Annotated in this window: 25 protein-coding genes; 12 read left to right on the forward strand and 13 right to left on the reverse strand. The window is 64.1% G+C overall.

The window, feature by feature from the left end:
• The first annotated feature begins 10 nt into the window (after positions 1-10).
• Positions 11-1,069 (forward strand): substrate-binding domain-containing protein, encoded by a 1,059-nt coding sequence (locus AB4Y36_RS25375; RefSeq protein ID WP_368602086.1) that lies wholly within the window; start codon positions 11-13, stop codon positions 1,067-1,069.
• A gap of 55 nt (positions 1,070-1,124) precedes the next feature.
• Here the strand turns inward: AB4Y36_RS25375 and AB4Y36_RS25380 are convergent, their stop codons facing one another.
• Complete coding sequence (locus AB4Y36_RS25380; RefSeq protein WP_368684440.1) at positions 1,125-1,937, reverse strand: alpha/beta fold hydrolase; 813 nt, start codon at positions 1,935-1,937, stop codon at positions 1,125-1,127.
• 115 nt (positions 1,938-2,052) lie between these two features.
• On the opposite strand from AB4Y36_RS25380, the gene AB4Y36_RS25385 reads away from it, so the two are divergent.
• The 7 genes from AB4Y36_RS25385 (at position 2,053) to AB4Y36_RS25415 (ending at position 8,775) form a co-directional block, all read left to right on the forward strand.
• The gene (locus AB4Y36_RS25385) at positions 2,053-2,970 is read left to right on the forward strand and encodes a LysR family transcriptional regulator (protein WP_368684441.1); all 918 of its coding nucleotides are present in this window, start codon (positions 2,053-2,055) and stop codon (positions 2,968-2,970) included.
• A 131-nt stretch (positions 2,971-3,101) separates the two neighbouring features.
• Positions 3,102-3,869 (forward strand): class II aldolase/adducin family protein, encoded by a 768-nt coding sequence (locus AB4Y36_RS25390; protein ID WP_069266807.1) that lies wholly within the window; start codon positions 3,102-3,104, stop codon positions 3,867-3,869.
• Between the two features lie 72 nt (positions 3,870-3,941).
• Complete coding sequence (locus AB4Y36_RS25395; RefSeq protein WP_368602089.1) at positions 3,942-4,841, forward strand: LysR family transcriptional regulator; 900 nt, start codon at positions 3,942-3,944, stop codon at positions 4,839-4,841.
• A 95-nt stretch (positions 4,842-4,936) separates the two neighbouring features.
• Entirely contained in the window at positions 4,937-5,611 is a 675-nt protein-coding gene (locus tag AB4Y36_RS25400; protein WP_368684442.1) for a histidine phosphatase family protein, read from the forward strand.
• Between the two features lie 22 nt (positions 5,612-5,633).
• On the forward strand, positions 5,634-6,653 hold the full coding sequence (locus tag AB4Y36_RS25405) for a phosphotransferase (RefSeq protein ID WP_368684443.1): 1,020 nt from the start codon (positions 5,634-5,636) through the stop codon (positions 6,651-6,653).
• Between the two features lie 49 nt (positions 6,654-6,702).
• Positions 6,703-7,467, forward strand: a complete 765-nt coding sequence (locus tag AB4Y36_RS25410) for an SDR family oxidoreductase (protein WP_368684444.1) — start codon at positions 6,703-6,705, stop codon at positions 7,465-7,467.
• A gap of 69 nt (positions 7,468-7,536) precedes the next feature.
• Positions 7,537-8,775 (forward strand): acyl-CoA dehydrogenase family protein, encoded by a 1,239-nt coding sequence (locus AB4Y36_RS25415; RefSeq protein ID WP_368684445.1) that lies wholly within the window; start codon positions 7,537-7,539, stop codon positions 8,773-8,775.
• Between the two features lie 117 nt (positions 8,776-8,892).
• Here the strand turns inward: AB4Y36_RS25415 and AB4Y36_RS25420 are convergent, their stop codons facing one another.
• Together AB4Y36_RS25420 and AB4Y36_RS25425 are read right to left on the reverse strand one after the other, a co-directional pair.
• Complete coding sequence (locus tag AB4Y36_RS25420) at positions 8,893-9,285, reverse strand: hypothetical protein (protein ID WP_368684446.1); 393 nt, start codon at positions 9,283-9,285, stop codon at positions 8,893-8,895.
• Positions 9,286-9,577: 292 nt separating this feature from the next.
• Positions 9,578-10,939, reverse strand: a complete 1,362-nt coding sequence (locus AB4Y36_RS25425) for a carboxymuconolactone decarboxylase family protein (RefSeq protein WP_368684447.1) — start codon at positions 10,937-10,939, stop codon at positions 9,578-9,580.
• 92 nt (positions 10,940-11,031) lie between these two features.
• On the opposite strand from AB4Y36_RS25425, the gene AB4Y36_RS25430 reads away from it, so the two are divergent.
• Positions 11,032-11,937 (forward strand): LysR family transcriptional regulator, encoded by a 906-nt coding sequence (locus tag AB4Y36_RS25430; protein WP_368684448.1) that lies wholly within the window; start codon positions 11,032-11,034, stop codon positions 11,935-11,937.
• A 209-nt stretch (positions 11,938-12,146) separates the two neighbouring features.
• On the opposite strand, the gene AB4Y36_RS25435 is transcribed toward AB4Y36_RS25430, so the two are convergent.
• From AB4Y36_RS25435 to AB4Y36_RS25445, 3 genes are all read right to left on the reverse strand, one after another.
• Positions 12,147-13,004 (reverse strand): MBL fold metallo-hydrolase, encoded by an 858-nt coding sequence (locus tag AB4Y36_RS25435; protein ID WP_368684532.1) that lies wholly within the window; start codon positions 13,002-13,004, stop codon positions 12,147-12,149.
• 255 nt (positions 13,005-13,259) lie between these two features.
• A complete protein-coding gene (locus AB4Y36_RS25440) occupies positions 13,260-13,877 on the reverse strand; it encodes a LysE family translocator (protein ID WP_368684449.1) in 618 nt (205 codons plus the stop codon).
• A 613-nt stretch (positions 13,878-14,490) separates the two neighbouring features.
• Entirely contained in the window at positions 14,491-15,387 is an 897-nt protein-coding gene (locus AB4Y36_RS25445; RefSeq protein WP_368684450.1) for a LysR family transcriptional regulator, read from the reverse strand.
• An 84-nt stretch (positions 15,388-15,471) separates the two neighbouring features.
• Between AB4Y36_RS25445 and AB4Y36_RS25450 the strand changes: the two genes are divergently transcribed.
• Positions 15,472-16,248, forward strand: a complete 777-nt coding sequence (locus AB4Y36_RS25450) for an NAD(P)H-dependent oxidoreductase (protein WP_368684451.1) — start codon at positions 15,472-15,474, stop codon at positions 16,246-16,248.
• A gap of 260 nt (positions 16,249-16,508) precedes the next feature.
• Here the strand turns inward: AB4Y36_RS25450 and AB4Y36_RS25455 are convergent, their stop codons facing one another.
• From AB4Y36_RS25455 to AB4Y36_RS25485, 7 genes are all read right to left on the reverse strand, one after another.
• On the reverse strand, positions 16,509-17,441 hold the full coding sequence (locus AB4Y36_RS25455) for a hypothetical protein (RefSeq protein WP_368602330.1): 933 nt from the start codon (positions 17,439-17,441) through the stop codon (positions 16,509-16,511).
• A gap of 122 nt (positions 17,442-17,563) precedes the next feature.
• Positions 17,564-17,722, reverse strand: a complete 159-nt coding sequence (locus AB4Y36_RS25460; RefSeq protein ID WP_342950054.1) for a hypothetical protein — start codon at positions 17,720-17,722, stop codon at positions 17,564-17,566.
• Positions 17,719-18,765: a DUF2955 domain-containing protein gene (locus AB4Y36_RS25465; protein WP_368684452.1), complete on the reverse strand. Its 1,047-nt coding sequence runs from the start codon at positions 18,763-18,765 to the stop codon at positions 17,719-17,721. The genes AB4Y36_RS25460 and AB4Y36_RS25465 overlap by 4 nt, the downstream gene beginning before the upstream one ends.
• 9 nt (positions 18,766-18,774) lie before the next feature.
• Positions 18,775-19,893 carry an HlyD family secretion protein gene (locus AB4Y36_RS25470; protein WP_368684453.1) on the reverse strand — a complete coding sequence of 373 codons (1,119 nt, stop codon included), beginning with the start codon at positions 19,891-19,893 and terminating at the stop codon, positions 18,775-18,777.
• Positions 19,890-21,419: a TolC family protein gene (locus tag AB4Y36_RS25475; protein WP_368684533.1), complete on the reverse strand. Its 1,530-nt coding sequence runs from the start codon at positions 21,417-21,419 to the stop codon at positions 19,890-19,892. Before AB4Y36_RS25475 ends, AB4Y36_RS25470 begins: the two co-directional genes overlap by 4 nt.
• Before the next feature lie 64 nt (positions 21,420-21,483).
• Entirely contained in the window at positions 21,484-22,590 is a 1,107-nt protein-coding gene (locus AB4Y36_RS25480; RefSeq protein ID WP_342950051.1) for an AI-2E family transporter, read from the reverse strand.
• 341 nt (positions 22,591-22,931) lie between these two features.
• Positions 22,932-23,300 carry a hypothetical protein gene (locus tag AB4Y36_RS25485; RefSeq protein ID WP_256094897.1) on the reverse strand — a complete coding sequence of 123 codons (369 nt, stop codon included), beginning with the start codon at positions 23,298-23,300 and terminating at the stop codon, positions 22,932-22,934.
• A gap of 496 nt (positions 23,301-23,796) precedes the next feature.
• Here AB4Y36_RS25485 and AB4Y36_RS25490 point away from each other — a divergent pair, with 496 nt between their 5' ends.
• Positions 23,797-24,531, forward strand: coding sequence for a type IV pili methyl-accepting chemotaxis transducer N-terminal domain-containing protein (locus AB4Y36_RS25490; RefSeq protein ID WP_368684454.1), 735 nt, complete (start codon positions 23,797-23,799; stop codon positions 24,529-24,531).
• Positions 24,532-24,554: 23 nt separating this feature from the next.
• On the forward strand, positions 24,555-25,949 hold the full coding sequence (locus tag AB4Y36_RS25495) for an MFS transporter (protein WP_069266790.1): 1,395 nt from the start codon (positions 24,555-24,557) through the stop codon (positions 25,947-25,949).
• Positions 25,950-25,980 lie beyond the last annotated feature (31 nt).

The following is a 25,980-nucleotide window of genomic DNA, read 5'->3' on the forward strand; positions in this document are numbered from 1 at the left end:
CGGGAACGTCATGAAGACATCGATTCAACGGCTCATTCGCAACAGCGCGCTGGCGCTCTGCACGGCGGGCCTGTTCGGCACGCTCACGGCGCAGGCGGCCACCCTGGCGGGCGCCCCGGCGCCGTTCGACAAAGGCGGCGTCAAGATCGCGCTCGTCAATTATCTTTCGGAGGGCGACTTCTTCCAGGCCTACGAGGCGGGCGCGCAGAAGCAGGCGAAGGCGCTCGGCATCGACCTGCGCATTTACGAAGGGCGCCAGGACGCGGCCGAGCAGCGCGACCAGATCCAGCAGGCGATCAATCTGGGCGTGTCGGCGATCATCGTCAATCACGGCTTGCCCGAGTCGCTCAAAGACGTCGTGCAGCAGGCGCTCGACAAGGGCATCAAGGTCGTCGCTTTCGACGTCAATCTGGCGAACCCCAGGGTCCCGCAAATCGAGCAGAGCGACAGCGACCTCGCTTCGCTGCTGCTCGCTCAGGCCGTCAAGGACAATGGCAACGCGTTTTCCGCGGGCTACGTGTACGTAGCGGGCTTTGCGCCGCTCGACCGGCGCGACGCCGTCTGGCAGACGTTCAAGCACGAGCATCCCGGCATCCAGGAAAAGGCGCGCTGGGGCACCGTGGACAATCCGATTGCGCAGTCGGTTGCCAATCAGGCGGCTGCCGCCTACCGCGCGCATCCGGATATTCGCGTGGTCATTGCCCCCTATGACGAATTTGCGCGCGGCGCCAATCTCGCGGCGAATGAATCGAACGTGGCGAGCAAGGTGCGGATCTACAGCGCGGACATCTCGACTGCCGACATCGAGGCGATTCGCGCGCCGAACAGCGCGTGGGTCGCCACCGCGGCGACCAACCCCGCCGTGGTGGGCGCCGTATCGGTGCGCGCCGCGGCGCTCGACGTGGCCGGGCAGCCGCTCGACCATCACATCCTCGTGAAGCCCACGCTCGTCACGCGCGACGATCTCGTCAAGAACGATATCCACACCATCGCGGAACTGGGGGCGAAATTCCCGGCATTCCGGGCCAGCGACGCGGCGACGGCGAACTGGATTCCCGTCGATCAGTAACCCTGATGGCGGCGCGGGCTGAGCACCCGGCGAGTTGCGCCGGGTGCCATTCCCTTCACTCCGCTGCTTTCGAGTCAATGCGTCGCGCGGGAATATTCGCGCCGACGAACCGCGCAATGACCCGCGCCACATCGGCGGGCGCTTCGAGCGGCGACAAGTGTCCCGTTCCGGGCAGGATGTGCAACGCCGCGTGCGGGATGCGCGGCAGCAGTTCCGCCTGCAGCGTCGCCACGCGATCGACCTGGTCGAGTTCTCCTGAAATGACGATGGTCGGCACGTTGACGGATGCCACCGCCTCGGTGATGTCTTCGCGCAAGGCTACGTTCGGCCAGGCCGCTTTGGCCTGCGGCGCGGCCTTCAGGCTGTCCTCGATGACTTGCTCGCGGCGGGTGGCGTCGAGCGATTTCGCGGTCAGCACGTGGTCGATGACGTATTCGACCGATGCGCGCGATTGATACGCGCCGGTCAACGTCGCGCGCTGCTCGTCCGACAGGACCATCGGCGACGGCGGCGAAGGCGCCACGAGCACGAGACCTTCGAGCCCGCCCGGCCGGCGCGACGCGATCAGTTGCGCGACCTTGCCGCCCATTGAATGCCCGACAAGCACGTAGCGCTGCAGGCCCAGCGCCTCGATGACACCCTCGGCATCTGCGGCGAGATCGGCGATGCGGTAGCCGTCAGCCGGCGCCTCGGAATCGCCCCAGCCGCGGTGATCGGTGGCTACGATCCGATACCGGTCGGACAGTTCGCTCGCTACATCGTCCCATGTGCGCGACGAGCCGCCGTAGTAGTGCAGGCACACCAGCGCCAGCTCGCCGCTGCCTTGCTCCTTGACGTGAATCCGTGTGCCGTTCGACTTGATTTCCATTGCCAGGCTCCTTCCCGATTGGGTAATGGATGCATGGTAGATTCAATCCTTGGGTTGGATAATTGCCGTTGCAGTGTCGTCAGTCGATAATCGGACTATCGAATTGGAGGAATAAATGGACCGACTGACGAGCCTTGGCGTCTTTGTCGCCGCCGTAGAGGAGGGTAGCCTCGCCGCGGCGGCGCGGCGCTTCGGGCTGTCGGCCGCGATGGCCGGCAAGCACGTGAGCGCAATCGAGGCCGAACTGAATGCGCGGCTGCTTCAGCGAACGACCCGGCGCCTGAGCCTGACCGATGTCGGCCGCACCTACTACGAGCGCTGCAAGCGGATTCTCGAAGCGTTCGACGAAGCGAATCGGGAGGCAAGCGATTCGCAGGGCACGGCGCGCGGCGTGCTGCGCGTCGCCGCGCCGGTGACGTTCGGCGCGATGCATCTGGGCGGAGTCGTCGCGCGCTATCTGGAGGATCATCCGGACGTGAATGTGGAGGTGCTGCTGGGGGACCGCTACGTGGATCTCATCGATGCGGGCGTCGATGTCGCGATCCGGATCGGACGGCTGCAGGAACCGGGACTCGTAACGCGCCGGCTCGCAGCGTGCCGGATGGTCGTGTGTGCGTCGCCCGCGTATCTCGAGCGCCATGGCACGCCGCGCACTCCCGACGAGTTGCGGCGCGTGCAGCGCCTCGCCTTCAGCGAGGCGGTGTCGGTGGGCGACTGGACGTTGCTCGATGCGCGCCACCGCGCACACGTCATCGACGGGCCGTGCCGGCTGGCGGCCAACAATACGCAGATGCTGCTCGGCGCGGCGCTGGCGGGTGCCGGCATCGCCTATGGTCCGACCTTCGTCTTCGGCGAGCACCTCAGGCGCGGCGAACTGGTGGCGCTGCTGCCGGACTATCGCGCGACGGAACTGGCGATTCAGGCGGTGTATCCTGGCGTGCGGCGCATACCGCTCAAGGTGCGCCGGTTCGTCGATTACCTCGCCGAGACGTTTGGCGACGAACCGCCGTGGGATCGCAAGGCGGAGCCTTAGGCGAGCAGTATCGAATGGCATGTGCCGGCCGCGGTTGAATGGAGTTGTCGCCTGGCCGACAATCTTTCGGGGAGTTCGCACGCATCATGAGGACTCTCTGGAGTTCACCAAACCAACCAAGGAGCGTCGACATGGCTTCACCCTGTGTCAATGTCAAGAACGACGTGTCACCCGCCGAATGGGAGGCGCGCGTCAATCTGGCAGCTGCTTATCGCCTCACAGCGTTGTTCGGCTGGGACGATCTGGTGTTTACCCACATCTCGGCGCGCGTGCCCGGCCCGGAGCATCATTTCCTGATCAACCCGTACGGCATGATGTTCGAGGAAATCACGGCGTCCTCGCTGGTGAAGATCGACCTCGATGGCCGCAAGGTGAGCGAGTCGCCGTACGACATCAATCCCGCTGGCTTCACGATCCATAGCGCCGTGCATGCGGCGCGTGACGACGCGCATTGCGTGATGCACACGCATTCGATCAACGGCGTGGCCGTGTCGGCCCAGGAGGCGGGACTGTTGCCGCTCTCGCAGCAGTCGCTCGGGGTGTTGGCGTCGCTCGGGTACCACGACTATGAAGGCCTTGCGCTGAACGAAGCCGAAAAGCCGCGTCTGGTTCGAGACCTCGGCGACAAAATGTATCTGATGTTGCGTAACCACGGGCTGCTGACCGTCGGAAGCACGCCGGCGGACGCCTTTGTCGCGATGTACTTCTTCGAGGCGGCCTGCATGATCCAGGTGCGCGCGCAGTCGGGCGGCGCAAAGCTCACGCCAATCGCGCAGCCCATTCTCGACGGCTTCAGGCAGCAAATCGTGGCAGTGACGCGGGGCGTCATGCCAGGGGCGCTCGTCTGGCCCGGTCTGCTGCGCCGGCTCGATCGAGCCTATCCGGGGTATGCGGACTGACGTTCGAGGCGACGCGATCCCGATCACACCCTCGATTGACGGCATTGCGATGGGCCGGTTAGGCTCGGGACCATGCGCCCATCCAAAGTCGATCTGAATCTCTTCGTCGTGTTCGAGGCCGTCTATCGAACGCGCAACCTTACGCGTGCGGCGGAGTTGCTCTTCATCACGCAGCCCGCCGTGAGCAACGCGCTGGCGCGCATGCGCAAGGCATTCGACGATCCGCTGTTCGTGAGCACGCCGGCGGGCATGATGCCCACGCCCGTTTCCGAAAACATCATCGGGCGCGTGCGCGAGGCACTGCAGTTGCTCGATTCGAGCACCCATGCCGGTGAACGCTTCGATCCGGCCTCGTCGCAGCGAACCTTCCGGCTCAGCATGAACGATCTGACCGAGACCATGCTGCTTCCTGCGCTGGAAGAGGTGTTGCAGCGTCTTGCGCCCGGCATCCGCATCGAGAGCTACTTCACGACGCGCCGCGATGTGCCGGAAGCGCTGGCGAGCGGCGCGGTCCACCTGGCGATCGACGCGCCGCTCATCGACGATCCGTACCTGGAGCAGGAACCGATGGGCCGCGACCGTTACGCGTGCATGCTGCGCCAGGGCCATCCGTTCGCGAAGAAGAAGCTCACGATCGACGACTACCTGCGCTTCGGCCATATCCATGTGTCCAGCCGCCGGCAGGGACCTGGTCTCGTCGACACCGAACTCAACAAGCTGGGACTTCGGCGCACCATCCAGACCCGCGTTCAGCATTATCTCGTCGCGCCCCTGATCGCGATGCGCACCGATCTCGTCCTGACTGCGCCGCTCATGTTGCTCAAGCGCTATGACGCGCGCATCCTGGCGCTGCCGTTCGATCTCCCCGATCTCGAGACGCATGGCTACTGGCACCGCAGCGTCACGACCGATCCGGCCCATCGCTGGCTGCGCGAGCAGATCGGCCGTCTCATGCGCAAGCAGCGTCCGTAGCTGTCACGAATCGTTATGGCGCGGTATCACCAGAATAAATTTCCTGAATAGGCAGTGTCCCGGTATCGTTTGCGTCATGTCCAGACGAGGTTGGCATGGCGGAACTCTACCTGGTACGGCACGGGCAGGCGTCATTCGGCGCGGAAAACTATGACGAGCTTTCCTCTTCCGGCGTTACCCAGTCGCGCTGGCTGGGCGAATATTGCGCGCAGGCGGCCCTGACGTTCGATCGCGTCGTGACCGGTACGATGCGGCGGCACGCGCAAACCGCCGACGCCTTGCTCACCGCGATGGGCGGCGCGACAGTGGAAGTCGTGCAGGACGCGGATCTGAACGAGTACGATTTTCACGCCCTCTTTTCCGCGCTCGGCGAGAGCGGACTCGCGCCCGGCCTGCTCGCCGAAGGCTCGATGAAGTCCTTCTACAAGGGGCTCAAGCAGGTCTTGCAGCTTTGGTCCGAAGACAAGCTGCCCGGACGCATTCCCGAGACCTGGGGGCAGTTTCAGGCGCGCTGCGAGCGTGCGCGTCTCGCCATTCAGCGCAGCGGCGGCAAGCGCATTCTGGTGGTGAGTTCGGGCGGACCGATCGCGGTGTTTACCCAGCAGGTTCTGCAGGCGCCGGCTGCGGCCGCCATCGCGCTCAACATGCAGATCCGCAACAGCAGCGTGAGCCAGTACGTCTTCAATGACAGCGCGATGTCGCTGGTCACCTTCAACACCTTGCCGCATCTCGAACGGGCCGAGAGGCGCGAACTCGTCACCTATGGCTGATTCGAATCCGGATTCCCGCTCCATGATGAATGCAAGTCTTCAGTTCGATGTCGATGCACTCGCGCGCTATCTGACCGCGCACGTACCCGGCTTTCAGGGGCCGATGGTCGTCGAGAAGTTCGCCGGCGGGCAATCGAACCCCACGTTTCTTCTCGAGGCGCAAAGCGGCCGCTATGTGCTGCGGCGTCAGCCGCCCGGCGAACTGCTCAAGTCCGCGCATGCCGTGGACCGCGAATTCCGCGTGCTGAGCGCGCTCGGCGATACATCGGTTCCTGTTGCGCGGGCCTTGCATCTTTGCGAGGACCGCGACGTGATCGGCAGCCTGTTCTACGTGATGAGTTTCGAAGAGGGCGAAATCTATTGGGATCCAGCGTTGCCCGCGCTGCCCGTTGGAGAGCGCGGCGCCCTGTACGACGCGCTGATCGGCACGATGGCGGCTTTGCACGATGTGGACGTCGAGGCTGTTGGCCTCGCCGACTACGGCCGCGCGGGCAACTACTTCTCACGACAGATCGAAGTCTGGACGAAGCAATATCGCGCGGCGCAGACCGACGACCTCGACGCCATGGAAGCGCTGATCGACTGGCTGCCGGCGCATTGTCCGGCCGAAGCGGGCAAGCCTTCGCTCGTGCACGGCGACTTTCGCATCGACAACCTCATCTTCCACCGCGGCACGCCGAAGGTTCGCGCCGTGCTCGACTGGGAACTCTCCACGCTCGGCAATCCGCTCGCCGACCTCGCGTACTTCTGCATGTGCCTGCGGCTGCCGCCGAAAGGCCATATCGGCGGTCTTGCTGGCGTGGACCGGGCGGCGCTTGGGGTGCCGGACGAGGCCGCGATCGTCGAGCGGTATTGCGGCTTGCGGGGAATCGGTTCGATCGGGAACTGGAATTTTTATCTCGCGTTCAGCTTCTTCCGGCTCGCTGCGATCGCGCAGGGCGTGAAGAAGCGCGCGCTGGGCGGCAACGCATCGCATGAGAAGGCGCGCCAGGTCGGTGAAATGGCCGGCGCGCTCGCGAAGATGGGCGTCGACGTCACCTGACGCCTGGCGTTCGACGCGGATACGCGAATACATTGAGGAGGAGACAATTGTGACTACTAATTTGTTCGATCTGAACGGAAAAATTGCGTTGGTGACTGGCGCGAGCCGTGGCATTGGCGAAGAGATTGCGAAGCTGCTGGCGGAGCAGGGCGCCCATGTGATCGTGTCGAGCCGCAAGCTCGACGATTGCGAAACCGTGGCGCGCGGCATCCGGGAAGCGGGCGGCAGCGCCGAGGCGTATCCGTGCCACGTGGGGCGTCTCGACGACATTCAAGGCGTTTTCCAGCACATTCGCTCGAAACATGGCCGGCTGGACATCCTCGTGAACAACGCGGCGGCGAACCCATACTTCGGCCACATTCTCGACACCGATCTTTCGTCGTTCGAAAAGACGGTGGAGGTCAATCTGCGTGGCTACTTCTTCATGTCGGTCGAGGCGGGCAAGCTGATGCGCGAGCACGGCGGCGGCGCGATCGTTAACACGGCTTCCGTCAACGCGCTGCAGCCAGGCGACAAACAGGGCATCTACTCGATCACCAAGGCCGCTGTAGTCAACATGACGCGGGCATTCGCCAAGGAGTGCGGCCCGCTCGGCATTCGCGTGAATGCGCTGCTACCGGGTCTTACCAAAACGAAATTTGCCGGAGCCTTGTTCGCAGACCAGGCCATGTACGAAAACTGGATGACGAAGATTCCGCTGCGCCGCCATGCGGAGCCGCGCGAGATGGCCGGCACCGTGCTCTATCTCGTCTCCGACGCGGCGAGCTATACCAACGGCGAGTGCATCGTCGTGGACGGCGGCCTGACGGTTTGACGATGGGAGCGGCGCGCGTCATCGACCTACGCGCCGCATGACATTCACCACGATTCAAGGAAGAGCAAGATGGACTTTGCCTATAGCCCGAAAGTCGAAGCGCTGCGCACGCAGTTGCGCGCGTTCATGGACACGCATATCGTGCCGCGCATCCACCAATGGCATGAAGAAGTGAGCGCGGGGCAGTACCCCGTTTCCTTCATGGAAGACCTGAAGGAGAAGGCGCGTGCCGAAGGCCTCTGGAACCTGTTCCTGCCGCATCTGCGCGACGACGAGCCGGGCACCCGGTTGACCAATCTCGAGTACGCGCCGCTGGCCGAGATCATGGGGCGCGTGTCGTGGGCATCCGAGGTGTTCAACTGCAATGCGCCGGACACGGGCAACATGGAGTTGCTCCATATGTTCGCCACGCCCGCGCAGCGCAAGAAGTGGCTCGAGCCGCTGCTCGAAGGCAAGATCCGCTCGGCGTTTGCGATGACGGAGCCCGCAGTGGCGTCCTCGGACGCGACCAATATCACCACGTCGATTCGACTCGACGGCGACGACTATGTGATCGACGGCCGCAAATGGTTCATCACGAACGCGGCGCACCCGAACTGCCAGTTGTTCATCGTCATGGGCAAAACCGACCCGGAGGCGCCCGCGCACCGTCAGCAAAGCATGATTCTCGTGCCGCGCGACACGCCGGGCGTGAAGATCATCCGCAATATCACGGTGGTCAATCATACGGCGCCCGAAGGCCACTGCGAGATCGAATTCAAGGGCGTGCGCGTGCCGCGTTCGAATCTGCTCGGCGAAGAAGGCAACGGCTTCGCGCTCGCCCAGGCGCGTCTGGGACCGGGGCGCATTCACCACTGCATGCGTTCGATCGGCGCCGCCGAACTTGCGCTTGAACTGATGATCGAACGCGCGCAGGCGCGCACGGCGTTCGGCAAGAAGCTCTATCAGCACGGCTGCGTTGGCGAGTGGATCGCGAAGTCACGCATCGAAATCGATCAGGCAAGGCTCTTCGTGCTGAAGGCGGCCTGGATGATCGACAACGTGGGTGCGAAGGAGGCGCGCAAGGAAATCGCCATGATCAAGGCACTCGTGCCGGGCGTGCACACGGCCGTATGCGAGCGCGCGATGCAGACCTTCGGCGCGATGGGGCTGAGCCCCGACACGCCGCTGGCGGATAGCTGGACCTGGGGGCGTGCATTGAAGTTCGCGGATGGCCCGGATGAGGTGCATCTCCAGAGCATTGCGCGCATGGAGATCAAGGCGCGGCCGTATGAGCCGGGCCATGAGAGTCCTTACCTGACGCGTTAGCGAGGGGGCTCGCGATCGCGTTGGGACGCGCCCAGCAGCGATCGCGTTTCTTCAGCAATTGACCGTTGCTGTGACTGAACTCATCCAGTTAGACACCGGGGCGCCTACATAGGGCGATCACTCGATTTCGGCGCGCGCGCTGCGCTCGAGGTGCGCTTCGCCCTCAGCGATCAAGTCGGCGCCCATCTCCAGCACCTCGGCGAGCCTGAACAGCAACTGTTCGCGCCACGCCTCCTCCTCGTCGGCAGACGGGGAAGGCTTCGCGAGGCTTTCGATCAGCGAGTTGGCCGTTTCGACGAAGGGCAACCCGCGGCGATAACTCAGGACGGCCACCCTCGCGTCATCTGTCGCGCCCTTCAGTGCGTGCAAATATGCATCGGTATGTTGCGTCGGTGGCAACTGCATTGCCGCGGTGAGCTGGTCAATGCGTGACTGCGCATGTGAGCCGAGGTTCAGCGCGCGCTGCTGGAGGTTCGCATACTGATCACGCAGTTCGGTTTCACTGAGCATTGGGGGATCCGCTGGTTCCATGTTCATGGGCGCCATTTTACGGTAGGACCTTGACGTCGCTTGCGCAGCGGCCCGATGACCGACCCTGAGCCGACGTAGACCGCTCCCAGAACCGGACATCGAATCGGAGCAAAGCCGACATTCAGGCAATTAGAGCGTCTACTTCAGTCTTCTACAACCAGTAGGCGGCTCGTACGCCCGCTAGCTCTGTTCCCGATACCGGTCGTGCTGCCTTCGGGCCGGCCGCGTGTCCGAAAGCGCGTGGCATTCGTTGCCGTTCTCCCGCCGCTTTTCAGGCGTGATCGCTGCGTTTTCTGAATTCCTCGCCGACGACACGCATGCTTTCCGCGACTGCGGGATATCCGCGATAGGGAATGACGTTTAGCAGCGTTTCGACGATTTCCGCCTGCGTCGCTCCCGCCGTCAGTGCCGCATTCGCATGGACCCGCAGCGGCGTCTCCGTCGCTTTGCTTCCCACCGCGGCGAGCGCCGAGCATGCGGCAAGCTCGCGCGTCTTCGCGTCGAGCCCGGTACGGCTGAAGATGTCGCCGTAGGAGTGCTCGACGATCGCGCGGCCGATATCCGGGGCCAGGTCGTTGAAGCTGTTGACCACGGCCTCGCCCGCCTGGGCAGAAGTCGTGGCGAGTGTCGCCAATCCACGTTCGCTGCGAGCCTTGCGGGTTTCGGAGACGATGGCATTCGCGCTTACCCGGCCGCCTGCTCGTTCTTTCTCTTTCTGCTTCGGCTTCGTGAAGACGGCGTTCGCAACCCCAAAGGCATTTAAAGCGCTCGGGAACCCGGCATAGACGGCCAGTTGCATCAGGGCTTCGGTGATCTCGGTGCGGGACAGGCCCGACTTGAGCCCGGCTTCGATATGAAGGTGGAGCAGATCGCTGCGATTGCCAGCTGCCGCGAGCATCGAGATGATCGCGATCTGTCTTGCCTTTGGATCGAGTCCCTCGCGAACGAAGATCTCACCGAACACGAACTCGACTGCCCAGTGGGAGAGCTCGGGTGAAGTGCCTTCCAGCTTTTCCATGTACTCATCAGGATTGGCCATCAAGTCGTCGAGCACCTCGAGACCCCGCTGATATCGCGCAGTGCCATCGTCGGACACTGGGGCTATCGGATCGAAAGCCAGACCGCGCTCCAGAAAGATCTCTCGAACGATGCCCACGGCGTTGATCGAGACCGGAAACCCCAGGATGGCAATCGCCTGGAACAGCATTTCGACCAGTTCTGCCGGCTCTCCGCCGGTATTGAGGAAGCCGGTCATGTGATATTTCAGCTGCGGCTGCACGCTGCCATGGGCCATCAGCGCGGCAACGGTGGCGATCTGGCGAAGGCGCAGATCCAGCCCCGGCCGCGACAGGATGTCTCCATAGGCAAATTCAACCGTGAATCGTGCCAAATCCGGGGCAACCTGCGCCAGACGGTGGACCGGGATACCATAGCCCGCGCCACCGATCCTCTTCAGCACCTTGATACCCCGGGAATGACGTTCTGCACTGGTTTCGCCAGCGGAAGCACCCAACAAGGCCGTCATGCCTGTCTGAGCCGTAGATCCATTCATCGGTGTTTCGCCTTCGGCCGCTGCCAGCGTTCCGGCTGCGGCGATCCTCTGCAGAAAGTCCCTGCGCTTGTACGTCTCCATGTCTGATTTGCTCCTTCTCGAAGTCAGTGGAACGAAGCATACGGGCAGGAAGATGCAATGGGCCAAGACCAAATTCGTGATACCTTTTCTGCATGAGGATACGAATCGATCTACGCCAGTTGGAGTGCTTCGTTGCAGTGGCGGAGGAAGGCACCTTCCGCGCCGCGGCCGAACGACTGCACATGTCACAACCGCCTCTAAGCCGCCAGATCAAACAGCTCGAGAGCGAACTCGGGGTGACGTTGCTCAATCGCGATTCGGCGGGCGCGGATCTTACGACGGCGGGCAGCGCATTCCTGAAGGGGGCAAGGAAGACGCTGCTTCAAGCCGCAGAGGCAATCGAAACCGCACGACGGCATTCGAAGGGAACGCCCCGGCAGTTCAGGGTCGGTTATACCAAGGTCTTCGACCCGGAGGTCTTTCCTTCCCTCGAGCCTGCCTTCAAGAAAGCGGTTCCTGGCGGGTCGCTGGCTTTCGTTGCCGCCATTTCCGTCGAGCTTATCCGGCGCCTGCAGCGTGGCGCGCTCGATGTCGCCTTGATCGGACTGCCCAGCGCAACAGGGGAGCTTGTGGTTGAACCGCTGCACAAAGAGCCGCTGGTCGCGGTAATCCCCGTGCGGCATCCGCTCGCGCGGCACAAAGTTCTGTCGATCGCGCAGTTGAATGACCAAACCCTGTTCTGGCCGCAGCGCCGAACAAATCCCGGATTCTTCGATCACTACGAGGAAGTGTTCGCGAAGCTCGGACATGCGCCGAGCCGCAGACTGACGGAACCCGCGGATCACCACCTCCTGCTGGCCGAAGTGGCAAGCGGACGGGGCATCGGCTTCATACCGAAGTCGATGACGAAGGTGCGGCGCGCCGGTGCGACTTTCAGGCCGCTCAAGGAAGGGGAATTCTGGATCGGATTCGGCCTCGCCTACAGGAATGCGCAACACGCATCAGAGTTGGATGCGTTGTTACGCATCGTGCGGCGCAAAATGGCATTGCTCCCTTAGGGCATGGAATAGCCACGGCCGTGCCGTTCGTCCTGTGTCGCTTCTGGCGCTGGGACGGCGCCCAGTGAACCTGGGAAAACCGTGTGCCGGATAAGGAAGACGTCGTGTGCTGGTGCGCCGAGCGCTTCTAGCGAGTAGAGAGAGCTCTCACGCGTCTGCTTCGCGGTGAAGTGCACCTGGCGATCGAGTGTCCGGAACTGGCGGCGGATTCAACCGTTTCGCATGCGTGCAACTAATGCGACCAGGCGAGCACTCATTTCCTTGGCCGGCAAGTGTGCGAGCCAGCCGTGACCAGGAAGCAGCCATTCGAAACGATACATGGCGAGCTTGCCGAGGGATTCGGTGAGCTCGGCCCATGAGTACCAGCACGCGTCCCTGAATGCGACGAGGTCCTGCTCGCGTGGGCTCCAGGCAAGCGAATCACCGGAGCAGAGAATGCGATCGTCGAGGAGATACACGACGCTACCCCGCGTGTGACCGGGCACGGGGACTGCCTGTACGCCGGCTGCAATGGTCGGCGCCGACACGTCGTCGAGTAGATCGGTTGCATAGGGGGCAGCCGAGCTGTCCTCCCGGTGAATCCAGACGCGCGCGCCGAATCGGCGCGCGTATTTGTCCGCGTCTGCGACGTCGTCACGATGCGACAAGAGAATGTGTGCGATGCCACCGGCGTCGTCGAACCATTTGACGAGCTCGGCCGTGTAGCGCGGTGAGTCGATCAGCAGATTGCCGTCAGCGCGCGAGGCAAAATACGAATGTGCACCAAACGATGAGCGTGAGTTGAATCCACAGCGCCACACGCCCGATGTGATTTGCTGCGGAAAGATCACCGCGTTCGGACGAAGCTGCTTCGTTTCGCTGCGTACCGATGCCGTTGGGCATACGAACACCGCCCGCCAGGCAGCAAGCTGCTCTTCCGGCGTGCCGGGCTGGCGAACGAAGATACTTTTGTCGTTTCGCTCGACGATCAGCCCAGGCGCGACATGACGCGATGCACCGCAATTGATGCACGCTGTGTCGATGTACCACTCCCCTGGGGCGGAGTCGGTATTACGTGGTGGCTTCATTCGATGCTCGGGTCCTGACAACGCATGGCAAGCTCACAGTCCCATCATAGACCTTTCAACCACAAGGACACGACCGGAGCAACGGAAGGAAGTCGGAGCCGCGACCTTTGTAGCGCTTCACCTCTTGAGTAACCGCTATTGCACGGTATTGGGGCCGCCTGCGAAGGCGTTAGAGGGCGCCCTGCTGTCTTGCTTACTGCTCGCTCTCAGAAAAGAAACACCCGCCCTTGCGGACCAACGACTTCATCTCTTCGCTCACCGAAATGCCTGCCGGATTCCCAGCGCAATCATGAGCCCACCACATGTGAGGTCGATCCATGACTTCGCGCGTCGATACGCCGTCGCAATCGCCGCGTGCGATAGGACGAGCGCGACTGCTCCGTACCAGCACGTCGCTGTTGCACCGACGGTAGCAAGCATGGCGAAAAACGTCGGCATGGGAACGTGCGTGGGCACCGCTGAGGAAAACACCGCCGCATAAAAGGCGATGGACTTCGGGTTCGCGATATTTGTCGCGATACCTTGCAGGAACGCGGCACGAAACAGAGGCGCCTTCGTTGGGTGACGTGTTTCGGAGGGGGTTGCCCGTGCCGACACAATGAGCCGCACCCCGAACCAGATCAGATAGGCCGCGCCAGCAAGCCTGATACCGACAGCGAGCCACGGGAAAATAGCGAACACCATGCCGATACCAAGAATGGCGCAAGTCGCCCAGAACAGATTCACCGTCACGATCCCGGCGACAAGCGCGAGCGCGTCGGAGCGTCTGCCGGCTACCGCCTTCTGAGTGATTGCGACGAAGTTCGGCCCAGGTATGACGACAGCTGCCGCATAGACGGAAAAGACTGTCGCAATAGCAGACGAATTAACCATGTGTAGCCTCAGTGAATTGGCCAGCCAGTATTCTGAAGCAATTCACGACTGCCCGCTGTTGGCCGCATGGGCTGCGGAACATCAAGGGGAGTCAATCTGGGCCATACAGGACGCCACGCACCATAAACACGCCGCATTCAACGCATTGAAAGTGCGGTTCGCCGTCCAGCCCGTGCCCATACGACCTGAACCGACATACGTGAATCCTGCCTTTCCATTTCCTTTCACGACTAGCCGGTGCGGATGCGCGCGCAATGCGCGTCAGCGTTGCCGGTCTGCTCGCATCTACATGGCTCATTCATCAGTTCCTGCGAGTTCACCCTTGCCCGACCAGGGAAGTGTGTAGCCCTATGGGACGGCGCAGAATGCGCTTCGACTTATGAATTCCCTGTGGCGAGCTTAGGGAATGATTCTTAAGGCTTCCTTATCTTGCAGTCGTGACAATGTTCCCTGGCTCCAGCGGATGACTCGCCGATGCCATTGACATGCTGGCTGACGCGAGCGCCTACGCGACAGGTTTGCTAGCGATATCGCGCACCGGCTTTTCAGGCGCCGACGTGCGCGACTGGGTGACATCGTGTTGTTCTCTTCGGCGTCTGTCCGTCTCACGCAGTTAAACAGCGAGGGCGATTTGCTCGCGCAGCCAGCGATGCGCGGGGTCGCGATGCGAGCGCTCGTGCCAGAGCATGCACATTTCGTAGCCGGGTACCTCGACAGGCGGTTCGACCACGCGAAGTGCCGTGCTTTCGCGCACGAGCCGCCACGGCAGCATCGCTACCAGGTCGCTGCGTTCGAGTACGGAAATGACAAAGAGGAAGTGCGGAACGGAGAGCACGACGCGCCGCGTGAGTCCGGCTTGTGAAAGCGTTTCGTCGGTGATGCCGCGAAATCCGCCGCCATCGGGCGAGACGATGACGTGCTCCAGTGCGCAGAACTGCTTGACGCCCGGACGGCGCTTGAGGCGCGGATGGTCCGCGCGGCCCGCGAGCACGTAGCGCTCGGTGAAGAGCGCGCGTCGGCGCAGGTTCTCGGGTGCGTCGCTGGTGGTATGGAAGGCCAGATCGATTTCGCCCTGCGCCGCCTGCTTCGCGACGCGCGCCGGCGCGAGTTCCACCACGGCAAGGCGCGTATGCGGCGCGGCCTCGCGCAAGCCGCGCAGCGCCGGCAACGCGATGGTGGACTCGCCATAGTCGCTCGCGGCCACGCACCAGGTATCGTGGGCGCTGGCGGGATAGAACGGGCTCTCGGGCGCAATGGCGCGCTCGAGCGACTCGAGTGCCTCGCGCAGGGGTTCGCGCAAGGCGAGCGCGCGTGCCGTAGGCTGCATGCCGCGTGGGCCTGGCAGCAGCAGTGGATCGCCCAATATCTCGCGCAGCCGCGCGAGATGCACGCTAACCGACGGTTGCGAGAAGTTCAGGCGCCGCGCCGCGCGCGTGACGTTGTGCTCGGCGAGCAGCACGTCGAGCGTGACGAGCAGGTTGAGGTCGAGGCTGCGTAAATTAGCGGACATAATGGCTGGTATTCTCGTTATTCATTTTCACTATAGCAGCCGGGCAACTAAGCTGGGTTCGTACCACTTCACGGAGCCCTCCCCATGAATATCCTGCTCGTCTATGCGCATCCCGAGCCGAAGTCGCTCAACGGCGCGCTCAGAGATTTCACCGTGCGGCGTCTCGAGGCGGCGGGGCACGCCGTTCAGGTGTCCGACCTCTATGCCATGAACTGGAAAGCGGCGCTCGACGCTCAGGACAGCGTCGAACGCCGGCGCGACACGCCGTTTGATCCGTCGCTCGATTCGAAGCACGCTTTCGAGAACGGCCTCCAGACCGGGGACATCGCGCAGGAGCAGGCCAAACTCTTGTGGGCCGATACGCTCATCCTGCAATTTCCGCTCTGGTGGTTCTCCATGCCTGCCATCCTCAAGGGCTGGGTGGAGCGTGTTTTCGCGTACGGCTTCGCCTATGGCGTGGGCGAGCACTCCGACGTGCGCTGGGGCGACCGCTACGGCGAAGGGACGCTGGCCGGCAAGCGCGCGATGCTCGTCGTGACGATGGGCGGCTGGGCGTCGCACTACGGGCCTCGGGGCGTGAACGGCCCGATCGACGACATTCTGTTTCCGATCCATCATGGCGTGCTCTATTACCCGGGCTACGACGTGCTGCCGCCGTTTCTCGTGTATCGCACGGGGCGCATGGACGAGGAGCGCTATGCGCAAACACGCGACGCGCTCGGCGCTCGCCTGGATGCGCTGGCGCAGACCGAACCGATCGCGTTCCGCAAGCAAAATGGCGGTGCGTATGACATTCCGGCACTCACGCTGCGTGAAGACGTTGCGCCGGAACGCACGGGGTTTGCCGCGCACGTTGCATAAGCGGGTGGGGCGGCGTTCGCGGGCCCCGCGTTCAATCGGAAAACGATCCCCTGGCGCCCCATGCGCTGGTCGTAGCTGGCGGGCGTCATGACCACGGTGCCCGGTGGCGCCGCGTAGTAGGGCATCCCGCCAGTGGCGGCAGACAGGCCCAAACGCCCGCGAGCGCGAGACGCCTCGATGCGGAACCTGCCGTTGAATGTAGTTGACGCTCACCTCTCGGACTCATCGTAATTTACCTCACGCATCCATCGTTCGAATTCCTAAAAGCTGACCGCCAGCCCGAACGACACGCCGCGCACGTTGTGGCCAAACACATAGCGGACCATCGCCCGCGTTCGGGTAATGATGACGGGATGCGCGCTGCTGTCGAGTTCCAGGCCCACGCCCAGCGAAGTGAGTTCGTTGAAGCCGAGCACCCCGGCGCTGTCACCGAAGTAATGCGAGTAGGCGAACTCCAGCACGTAGCGCACCGGCTTGTCGAGCGCGTGCCAACCCGTCGGCGCGCGCCAGCGCGTCCAGAGGCTCACTTGCTGTGCCATCGCAGAACCTTGAACGGCTTCAGAACTCCCGCCGAAGCTGCGCAGGTAGATATCGGTCGCGCGTAGTTCTGCATCGATTTCGTAGTTTTCTCGGTAGTGCTCATAGTCGAGCATGAGCGAGCCGCCGTAGCCATACGCGTCCAGATAGCCGTTATTGAGGAACTGGAGATTGCTGTCCGTGACATGGTTGAACAGCGTTTGTCCGATTCGCAGATCGCTGGAAACACGGCCAATCGTGCCGTTTATGATCGGGCGAAACACGAGTTCGTTGGTGATGCGGAAGTCCCAGCCAAGCCCCACCGTGCCGCTGAAGGTATTCCACCTGGTGGGCACAGCGCGTGTCTCGGTTCCGTCGGTCGCGATGAACGTCGGGTCGTAGCGGCTATAGGCGATCGTGCCTTCCATGTACAACGGAAACGACCGACTCAGCGTGAAACCACCGCCTAGCTGTGTTTGCCCGAAGCCCGGGTTGCCGGTGGTGCCGTTGTTGATCGAAAGCGAGCTGGTGGTGACGTCCGGCACTGTGGTGTAGGTCATGATGGACAGCACGGCGTCCGCATGCTGCTTGATGTTGCCGCCTATCACGGTCTGGTTCGACAGCTGGCCCGGTACGTTCTGCGCGTGCGCATGCCACGGCAGCACTGCGGCGAGCATCGCCACGCCAGTCTTCACTAGCGCGATGCGCAGTTGCAGCCAATGGACGGTGGTGTTCGTCATGTTCGATCCTGCCGGGTCCCGATGCCCGATTGGGTCTGATTACACCTGCTCGAATTCGCTTAAAGCCTTCTCACACCCGATTGCGCATGGCGTGAGGCCGCCTTCACGCCGACCAGTCCGCGCAGTAGCAGGCCGCCCAGAAGCAGGCGCCGCCCCGGTTCCAGCAGAATATCGCGTGCGTTCGGGGCATGGTCCGCGCTCGTTGACGCATCGTTCATGGCGTATTCCTCTTGAGTGCGGTTGCGCCGCGCCGTGCGAAACGCTCGACTATCTGCAGCATCAGACACGCGTAAGCGGTGACGGCGAGAAAGAGCGCCATGCGCACGGCAAATGCGCGGTACACGTCCTTGCCCGCCACGCTGTCCTCGACCGACTGACCCAGCAGAATGATCATGGTGACGAGACTGTTCAGCCAGAAGCCGGGCGAGTAACGCGTAGGGCGGATGCGATATAGCTTGCGCGCCACGAGCAGACCGAACAGCAGCATCCAGAGATAGAACATCCAGATATTCACGAAGAGCCTGAGCGCAAACCAGAACGCGACGGCGAGCAGTCCGCCGAGCGCCGTGGAGCCGAGCAGTTCGCGCGCTGCGCCGCGTGCCGACGTGGTGCAGGTTTGCCTGCCGAGGCTCACGGACTTCATGATGATCGGCATGTAGCTCGCGGGGTCGTTCATCGCCAGCAGCCAGGCGGGCATGACCACGAGCGCGGCCTGCAAGGCGATGCGCGACGCTGCGTCCGGCGGCATGACGCGCGCGGCGGGTTTGGCGCCCGCACCCGCGGCGCCGGGCTCGGGAAAGAGCGCGTGACTCAGGACCGAGACGAGCACCGCGAGCAGCAGTCCCTTTACGAGCGCGCCGACCACTGTGGCCGCGAGTTGCTGGTCGGCCACGCCTGCCGCGCTGATCATCGTGAGGCCTGCCGCGAGGAATGTCGCCACGAGATTATTGCCGCCACGCAGGCCGGCGCGGAACGCCAGGAAGAGACAGAGGCCGACGAGCAACACGCCCCCGAACGCGTAATAGCGCAGAACGGGGACGAGCAGCAGGCCGCTGCCCGTCGTGAGCGCAACGACTACGGCGAGAGCGAGCGCTGCCTTGAGCGAAAGCGGCCGGTTCTGCGTCGCCAGCAGAAAGACGGCGAGCACCGGCGCGATCACCGGAATCGGAAAGTCGAGCGCGAAGCTGACGGCAAGCGTGAGCGCCGTGCCGGAGGCCACGCGTAGCGCGCGGCGGCCGGGAAGCGATGGGCTCGTTGGCATGGGCGCCCCTCAGTAGACGTAGGAGAGCCAGCTCATCGCGCGCAGGAACACGCGGCCGAGCGGATTGAGCGGGTTGCCGGCGCTCGGAAACGCCATCACTTCGGCCTGCCCGCCCACGCGAACGTTGCGCAGCCGTGCGCGCTCGTCGCTGTCGAACTCGACGATCACGGGAAAGCGTTGCGCGGGCCGCAGCCAATCGCGGCTATTCTGCACGGTCGGCAGGGTGCCGGGCGGCGTGCTCTGTCCCACGCTCACGCCATAGCCGATGCTGCGGATGCGTCCGGCGAACACTTCGCCCGGCAGCGCGTCCAGCGCGATGGCGACGGGCGTGCCCGCATGGAGCCGGCCCAGATTGTTCTCCGTCATGTCCGCGCTGACCCAGACATCGTGAATGGCGATCAGCGTCATGACCGGATTGCCCGCGGCCGCGAACTGGCCGACTTCCGTGCGCAGGTCGGTGATGACGCCGGCCGGGCGCGCGCGAATACGCGTGTTGGCGAGATCGAGTTCGGCCTTTTCGAGCGCGCCCGCCGCGCTGCGCAACTGGGCGTTCTCCGCTTCGTTGCCGCCTTGCTGTTCGCGTGCGCGTTCGACTTCGGCCCGGGCGGCTTCGACCTGGCTTTGCGCCTGCTCGTGCGTCGCGCGCGCCACTTCGAGCCGCCGCAGCGAGACCGTGCCCTCGTCTTCGCGGTACAGCCGTTCGAGCCGGTCGCTGTCCTGGCGCGCCTTGACCTCGTTGGCGAGCGCCGCGCGCAATGAGGCTTGCGCCGACTCGACGCCTGCCGTGCTCGCGCCGATTTGCCGCCGCGTCGATTCGAGGTCGGCGCGCGCGCGGTCGGCGGCAATACGGTATTGCTCGCTGTCGATTTCGAACAGCACGTCGCCTGCGTTGACCTCCTGGTTGTTGTGCACGAGCACGCGCGTCACGCGTCCCGACACTTCAGCCGCAACGGGCACGACGTAGGCAGCGATGCGCGCCTGCTGCGTATAAGGCGTGAAGCGATCGGCAAGCAGATACCAGATCAGGCTGACGACAATCAGGATGACAATCCACTTGAGCGCCTTGCCGGAGGGGTCGGAAGCCGGCTGCGTCTCGCGCGGGTTCGAAGGTTCGGACGCGCTGCTCATCGTGTCGGACCGCCCTGTCGGTTGCCGGCACCCTGCGCGGCAGCGGGCGACGCCGGTTCGTCGAGCAGGTCGCCCCAGTCCGTGCGTCGCTGCATCTGGGCGCGGGTCGCGGGATCGATGAGCGGCTGATCGAGATCCCAGCCGCCGTCCACGGCCTTGTACAGCGCAATCAGGCTGCTCACGGCGTTGCCGCGATTGACGACGAACGCGTCTTGCTGCGCGGAGAGTGCGCGCTGCGCGTCGAGCACGCGCTGGAAGTCCGAGTACCCTTCGCGATAGATCGTATTGGCGAGCGTGAGCGAGCGCTGCGCCGCGCCTTGCGCGTCGTGCAGGATCGTGTCGCGCTGCAGCGCCGCGTTCAGCGCCGTTGCGGCGTCGTCGGCTTCGCGCGCCGCGTCGCGCGCGGTGTCCTGATACGCGACGATCAATTGCTGCAGACGGGCGTCCTGCACGCGCACGTTGTTCGTGATGAGGCCGTGATCGAACAGGTTCCATGTAATGCTCGGCCCGCCCGCCACGCCAAGCGTGCTCGGCGCGCCCGCAAGCGAACTGGCGCTCCAGGCGAGTGAGCCAACGAGCGAAATGGACGGATACAGGTCGGCCTTCGCCACGCCGATCAACGCCGACTGCGCGGCCATCTGCTGCTCCGCGGCGCGTACGTCCGGCCGGCGCAGCAACAGCTTCGCGGGCACGTCCTCCAGCACCGCACGGTCGACGAGCGGGACGAAGCCTGCCTTGGCCGGCTGCACGTCGAGCTCCGGCAGCGGGCCGGGGGGGCGCCCGAGGAGCACGCTAAGCGCGTGACGCGCCACCGCGATCTGGCTTTCGAACACGGGAACGCTGCTCAGCGTGCCGAGATACTGGGTTTTCGCCTGCTCGAGATCGAGCTCGTCGGTTTCGCCGCTCTTGAAGAGCTTTTGCGTGATCTCGTAGCTGCGCTTTTGCAGTTGCGCGTTTTCGCGCGCAATGCGCAGGCGCGCTTCGGTCGTGCGCAGCGTGAAATAGGTGTCCGCGACCTGCGCGTGAACGAGCACGAGCGCGTCCTCGCGGTTGTCCCGGGCGGCGAAGAACGAGGCATCGGCCGATTCGATCGCGCGGCTGAAGCGCCCCCAGAAGTCCAGCTCCCAGCCGATGCTGAAGCCAAGACCGTACTGAAAGTACGCACCCGAACGCGGGTCGAAACCGTCGTGGCGTTTGCGCGCCGAGGCCAGCACGTCGGCGTTGGCCTGCTGCACCTGCGGGTAACGCCCTGCGAGCGCGATGCCGAGTTGGGCGCGCGCCTCGATCACGCGCAAGGCGGCGATCTTCAGGTCGCCGTTGTTCGCGTCGGCCGCGGCAATCAGCTGTTCGAGATTTTCGTCTCCGAATACACGCCACCATTGCCGCGCGTCGGGTTGCGCGTCGGCTTGTGCCGCGATCGACGTGACCTGCTCGATCGACGCGCTGCTCCAGTGTTCGCTCCAGCTTTCGCGTTGCGGCTGAAAATCGGGGCCCACGCGCATGCACGCGCCCAATAGCGTGCTCAGGCAGCAGGCGCCGAGCGGGAGCCAGTAAGGGCGCTCGCAGAGGATCACCGGGCGGCCTCGCGGCTCAAGCCTGCTGTTCTTCTCGTGCGTGCTCGGCTTGCGGCTGGTCTTTCACCCAGCGCCAGAACAGTTGATAGCCGACGGCGAGCATCACCGGGCCGATGAAAAGGCCGACTACGCCGCCCGTGACCATGCCGCCAATCGCGCCGATCAGCACCACGGGCATCGGCACGGCCACGCCGCGGCCAAGCAGCAGCGGCTTGAGTACATTGTCGGCGAGACCGGCGACGAACTCGTAAACGGCGAAGACGATGGTCGCCGTGCTCACGCCCTGCGTCATGATCACGAAGATAATGACGGGCACGGTAATGAGGGTGGCGGGCAGCTGCATGATGCCGATCAGCAGCACGGCCAGCGCGAGCAGGCCTGCGCCGGGAATGCCCATCACGATAAAGCCGACGCCGATCAACACCATCTGGATGAACGCGATGCCCACCACGCCCTGGGCGACAGCGCGAATCGTGGCAGTGCAAAGGTCGGCGATTTGCGGGCCGTTTTCCGGGCCGGAAACGCGCGACGCGATCTGCACCGTACTGCGATAGCCTGACTCGCCGTGGGCCATGAGAATGCCCGCAACGATCAGGGCTACGAAGAAAATCAGCAGCGCGGCGCCAAGCCCGGTGATCGTGCCGAGCAGCGCAAGGCCAGCCGCCTTCAGTTGCGGCGCGAACCGCTGCACGAGACCGGCGATGTCGGTCGACGCCTGCATCCAGAAGTCGTATACGCGCTGACCGACGATTGGCCAGTGAGCGATCGAGTCGGCGGGAGGCGGGATATGAAACGTGCCGCCCTTCGCGACGCTCATGGCATGTTCGATCGAATCGGCGACGGCGACACCGAGCAGCCAGGTGGGTGCGAGGATCACGGCGAACGCCAGGAGAATGATGAGCGTGGCGATGAGTCCATCCTTGTGAGGGAAGCTGCGCTGCAGCTTCGTTTGCAGCGGATAGAGCGTGACCGCGAGAATCACGGACCACACCATGAGGTCGAGGAACGGGGCGAAGATGCGAAAGCAAAACATCGCCAGGACGGCAATGAGCGCGGCGCGAATCAGGACATCGAGCAAATCCCGGGACTGCGCCTTCGGCGTTGATCTAGTGGGCAGCAGCATCGTTTGTGTCTCCTCGCTGACCGGGCGTGCAATCCAGACGCGCCCAGGCTCCTATCGCGTTCCGGCGAGGGCCGCCGGAATTCCAGGTAGTACGAGAAACTGTCCGCCGACGTTGCGCTCCTTCCTGGCATGACCCCGTGACAGGGAGCACGACTCTACGATGTTTGCAGTCGCCTGTGAGTTGTGCGGAGCGCGTCGTCGAATTGAGTCTATTACACGCACTGAAAAGGGACAATGAACGCGCGGCCCGCTTTGGACCGGCGAAAAAAGTGGTTAGCAGTGCGCTGAAAATGGCGTCATGCGCGGGTTGCGTTTCTGATTCTGATTCTTGTTTGCAGGCCTCAATGCCCCGGACCACTCGAAGGCTCGCAACTGAGAATGAGTCGATCGCCGTCGCCCGCACCGGGAGCCAGTGCGGCGTTGTGGAATTCATGACCGCCGCAGCGCCACTCGGCGAGATAGTCATTGCGACAGCCGTCTGACTGCGCGGCGACCATCGACACCGGATAGCTGCAGGTTCGCAAACCGTCACAGTGCGCGGCGAGATCGCGCGTGACATTGCCGTGTGGCGCGCCGCAGTTGCTGCCGTAAGTGCCGGAGACGATAGCAATCGTCGCTTGATTCGCGGCGCTCGCCGCAGACGGGATAACGAGCCCTCCAAGGCTGACGGCGCCCCATGCGAGCGTGAGGGCGATTGCGGTTGCCTTCATGATGCACCTCCCAGGCCGGCGTTGCGCATGAGCGCTGGCGCGGCCCACCCATCCATGTTTACAGAGTAGTGCGGTAGCGCCGGAGGGCAAGATAGTGCCCGGCGATGGTGCGGGGCTTCGTTGCAGTGCACCAGCAGCAGTCACCTGAAGCACACGATTGGTGGCGCGCAGTCGGTCGCCGTTTCGCGAGCTACGCGCCCTGCGTGGGCCGTGAAACCCGCGCCAGCCGGGCGCTATGCGGGGCGCGCGGTTTGCATGTGGGGCGGGTGGCATACCTATTGCTTTGTCGCTACCGGAGCCAATGACGGCTCCAATGAATGCATCATCGTCCCGCGGTGCGCGGGATCATTCGATCGTGCGGGGCAACGGCGTCCCGAAGCGGCACTCCACGGCACAGCGTGCGTGGCGGGTGCGCTTCGGGACGCTTTTTTTATGCGCGTCGCACAAACGCCGTGGTTCCGACAAACACCTGGCGATGCGATTTGGACAACTAAAGATGACCATGCGGGAACCGATACCTGACATCTCTGCGGAAATCGTCGGCGAACTCATCAATCTAGCCGGGCGCCAGCGCATGCTCTCGCAGCGCGTGGTCCTGCATGCGCTGCTCGGCTTGCGCGGCGACACGGCCGCGCTCGTCGTCGCGCGCGACTGCCTCGACGCGTTCGCGGCTTCGCACACGCGGCTAGTAGACGGTGACGATCATTTTCCCGGCGTGTTCTCGACGGCGTTGCGCGAACTCTACTTCGGCGCGCGCAAGGCCGACGAGCGTATACGCGCGTTCATGCAACTCGCTGCCCACGCCTGCGCGTGCCTCGAGCGCTCAGTCCAATTCGCAGCGGCCGATAGCGGGTGCGAGGCAGCCGTGACGGAACTCACCGCTGCCGCCACGCCGCTGCTCGAACTGTTGCAAGCGCTGACCCAGGCGTACCAGGACGAACTGCGTAGTGTGGAAGCCGCCGCGGCGAAGCGCCAGGCCGGCATTGTCGACGAACTCGCTGCCATTTCACTGCGCGCGAACATCGTCGCGCTCAATGCACGGGTGGCTGCCGCTCGCGCCGGCCAGTTCGGCCGCGAATTCGCGGTGATCACGGCGGAACTCGCGCACGTAATAGGCGAAATGGACAGGCTCGTGCAGGGCGTGGTCGGCAAGCCCGAAACGCACAATAGTGCGCCCGAAAGACATTCTGGATTCCGAAATCAACGGATGCATGCCCGCTTGGCGGGTTGAGATCCACTATTGGGGAGAACCTCGTGAAAGACCTGGTAAGTTCGCTCAAGAGCGGTAACTGGCGCGCGCTCGTCGCGTGCTTCCTGTACTTCGACACCGGCTTCACGGTGTGGGTGATGTTCGGCCCGCTCGCGCCGTTCATCCAGAAGGACATTGCGATGACGCCGGGCGAACTGGGCCTGCTCGTGGCCGTGCCGGTGCTCGGCGCGGCGATTCTGCGCGTGACGCTCGGCAATCTCTATCAGGCCTACGACGGCCGCCGTGTCGCGCTGATGGGCATCGCGCTTTCCGCCATCCCCGCCGCCGTGCTGCTGATGATGCCGGGCACGCCGTCCTATACCTTGCTGCTCGTGCTCGGCGTGCTGCTCGGCGTGGGCGGCGCGAGCTTCGCCGTGGCGCTGCCCATGGCGGGCAGCAACTATCCGCCGAAGGTGCAGGGCCTCGTGCTCGGCCTCGCCGCGGCCGGCAATATTGGCGCCGTGCTCGACGGCTTCCTCTTCCCGGGCCTCGCGAGCCACTATGGATGGGCGCGCGCCACGGGCGCGGCGCTCCCGCTGCTCGCGCTCGCCGCGACGGCAGTGATCTTCTGGGCTCGCGATCTCGGCCAGAAGTCCGGCAGCGCGCCGCAGGCGTTGCGCTCGTTCGGCATCACGCTCGCCGGTTTGATCGCGCTCGTGCTTGCCGTGCATGCAGGCTTGTTCGGCGCGGGCAAGACCGGTGTTCTGCTGCTGCCGGTGCTCGGCGCGCTGCTGGCCATCGCCGTGTTGCCGCGCCACTATCGCGCGGTACTGACCGAAGGCGACACGTGGGTCGTGATGCTCGTGTACAGCATCACGTTCGGCGGCTTCGTCGGCATGTCGTCCTATGTCTCGACGCTGCTGATTTCGCTCTACCAGGTGCCCAAGCTCGAAGCCGGCGTGATGATGTCGCTGCTCGCGCTGACCGGTGCGATGGTGCGCCCGCTCGGCGGCCTGATCGCGGATCGCATTTCGGGCGTGCGCGCACTCGTGGTGCTGCTTGCCGCGATCTCGGTGTGCGACTTCGCATTCGCGCTGTGGATGCCGCCGTTCGCCGCGGGCATTGCGCTGCTCGCCTTCACCTACGTGTGCTTCGGTCTCGGCAACGGCGCGACGTTCCAGCTCGTCCCGCGCCGCTGGCAGGGCCGCACCGGGCTGATGTCGGGCATCATCGGCGCGGCGGGGGGAATCGGCGGCTTCTATCTGCCGGTCATCATGGGCATCGCCAAGGAGAGCACCGGCAGCTACCAGATGGGCTTCGCGACGTTCGGCCTGATCGCGGCGGCCGCATTCGGACTCGTGGTGCTGCATCGCGCACGTTGGCTCGAATGGGCGCTGCCCCAGGAGCCGGCGATGGCCCAGGCCGTCGTGCAGGGCGCCCAGGCGAGCGCAAGCAACTGAGAACTGGGTCGTTAGCAGGATGCGGCCCGCG

It is taken from the genome of Paraburkholderia sp. BR10936 (genome assembly GCF_040965735.1).
GTDB lineage: Bacteria > Pseudomonadota > Gammaproteobacteria > Burkholderiales > Burkholderiaceae > Paraburkholderia > Paraburkholderia nodosa_A.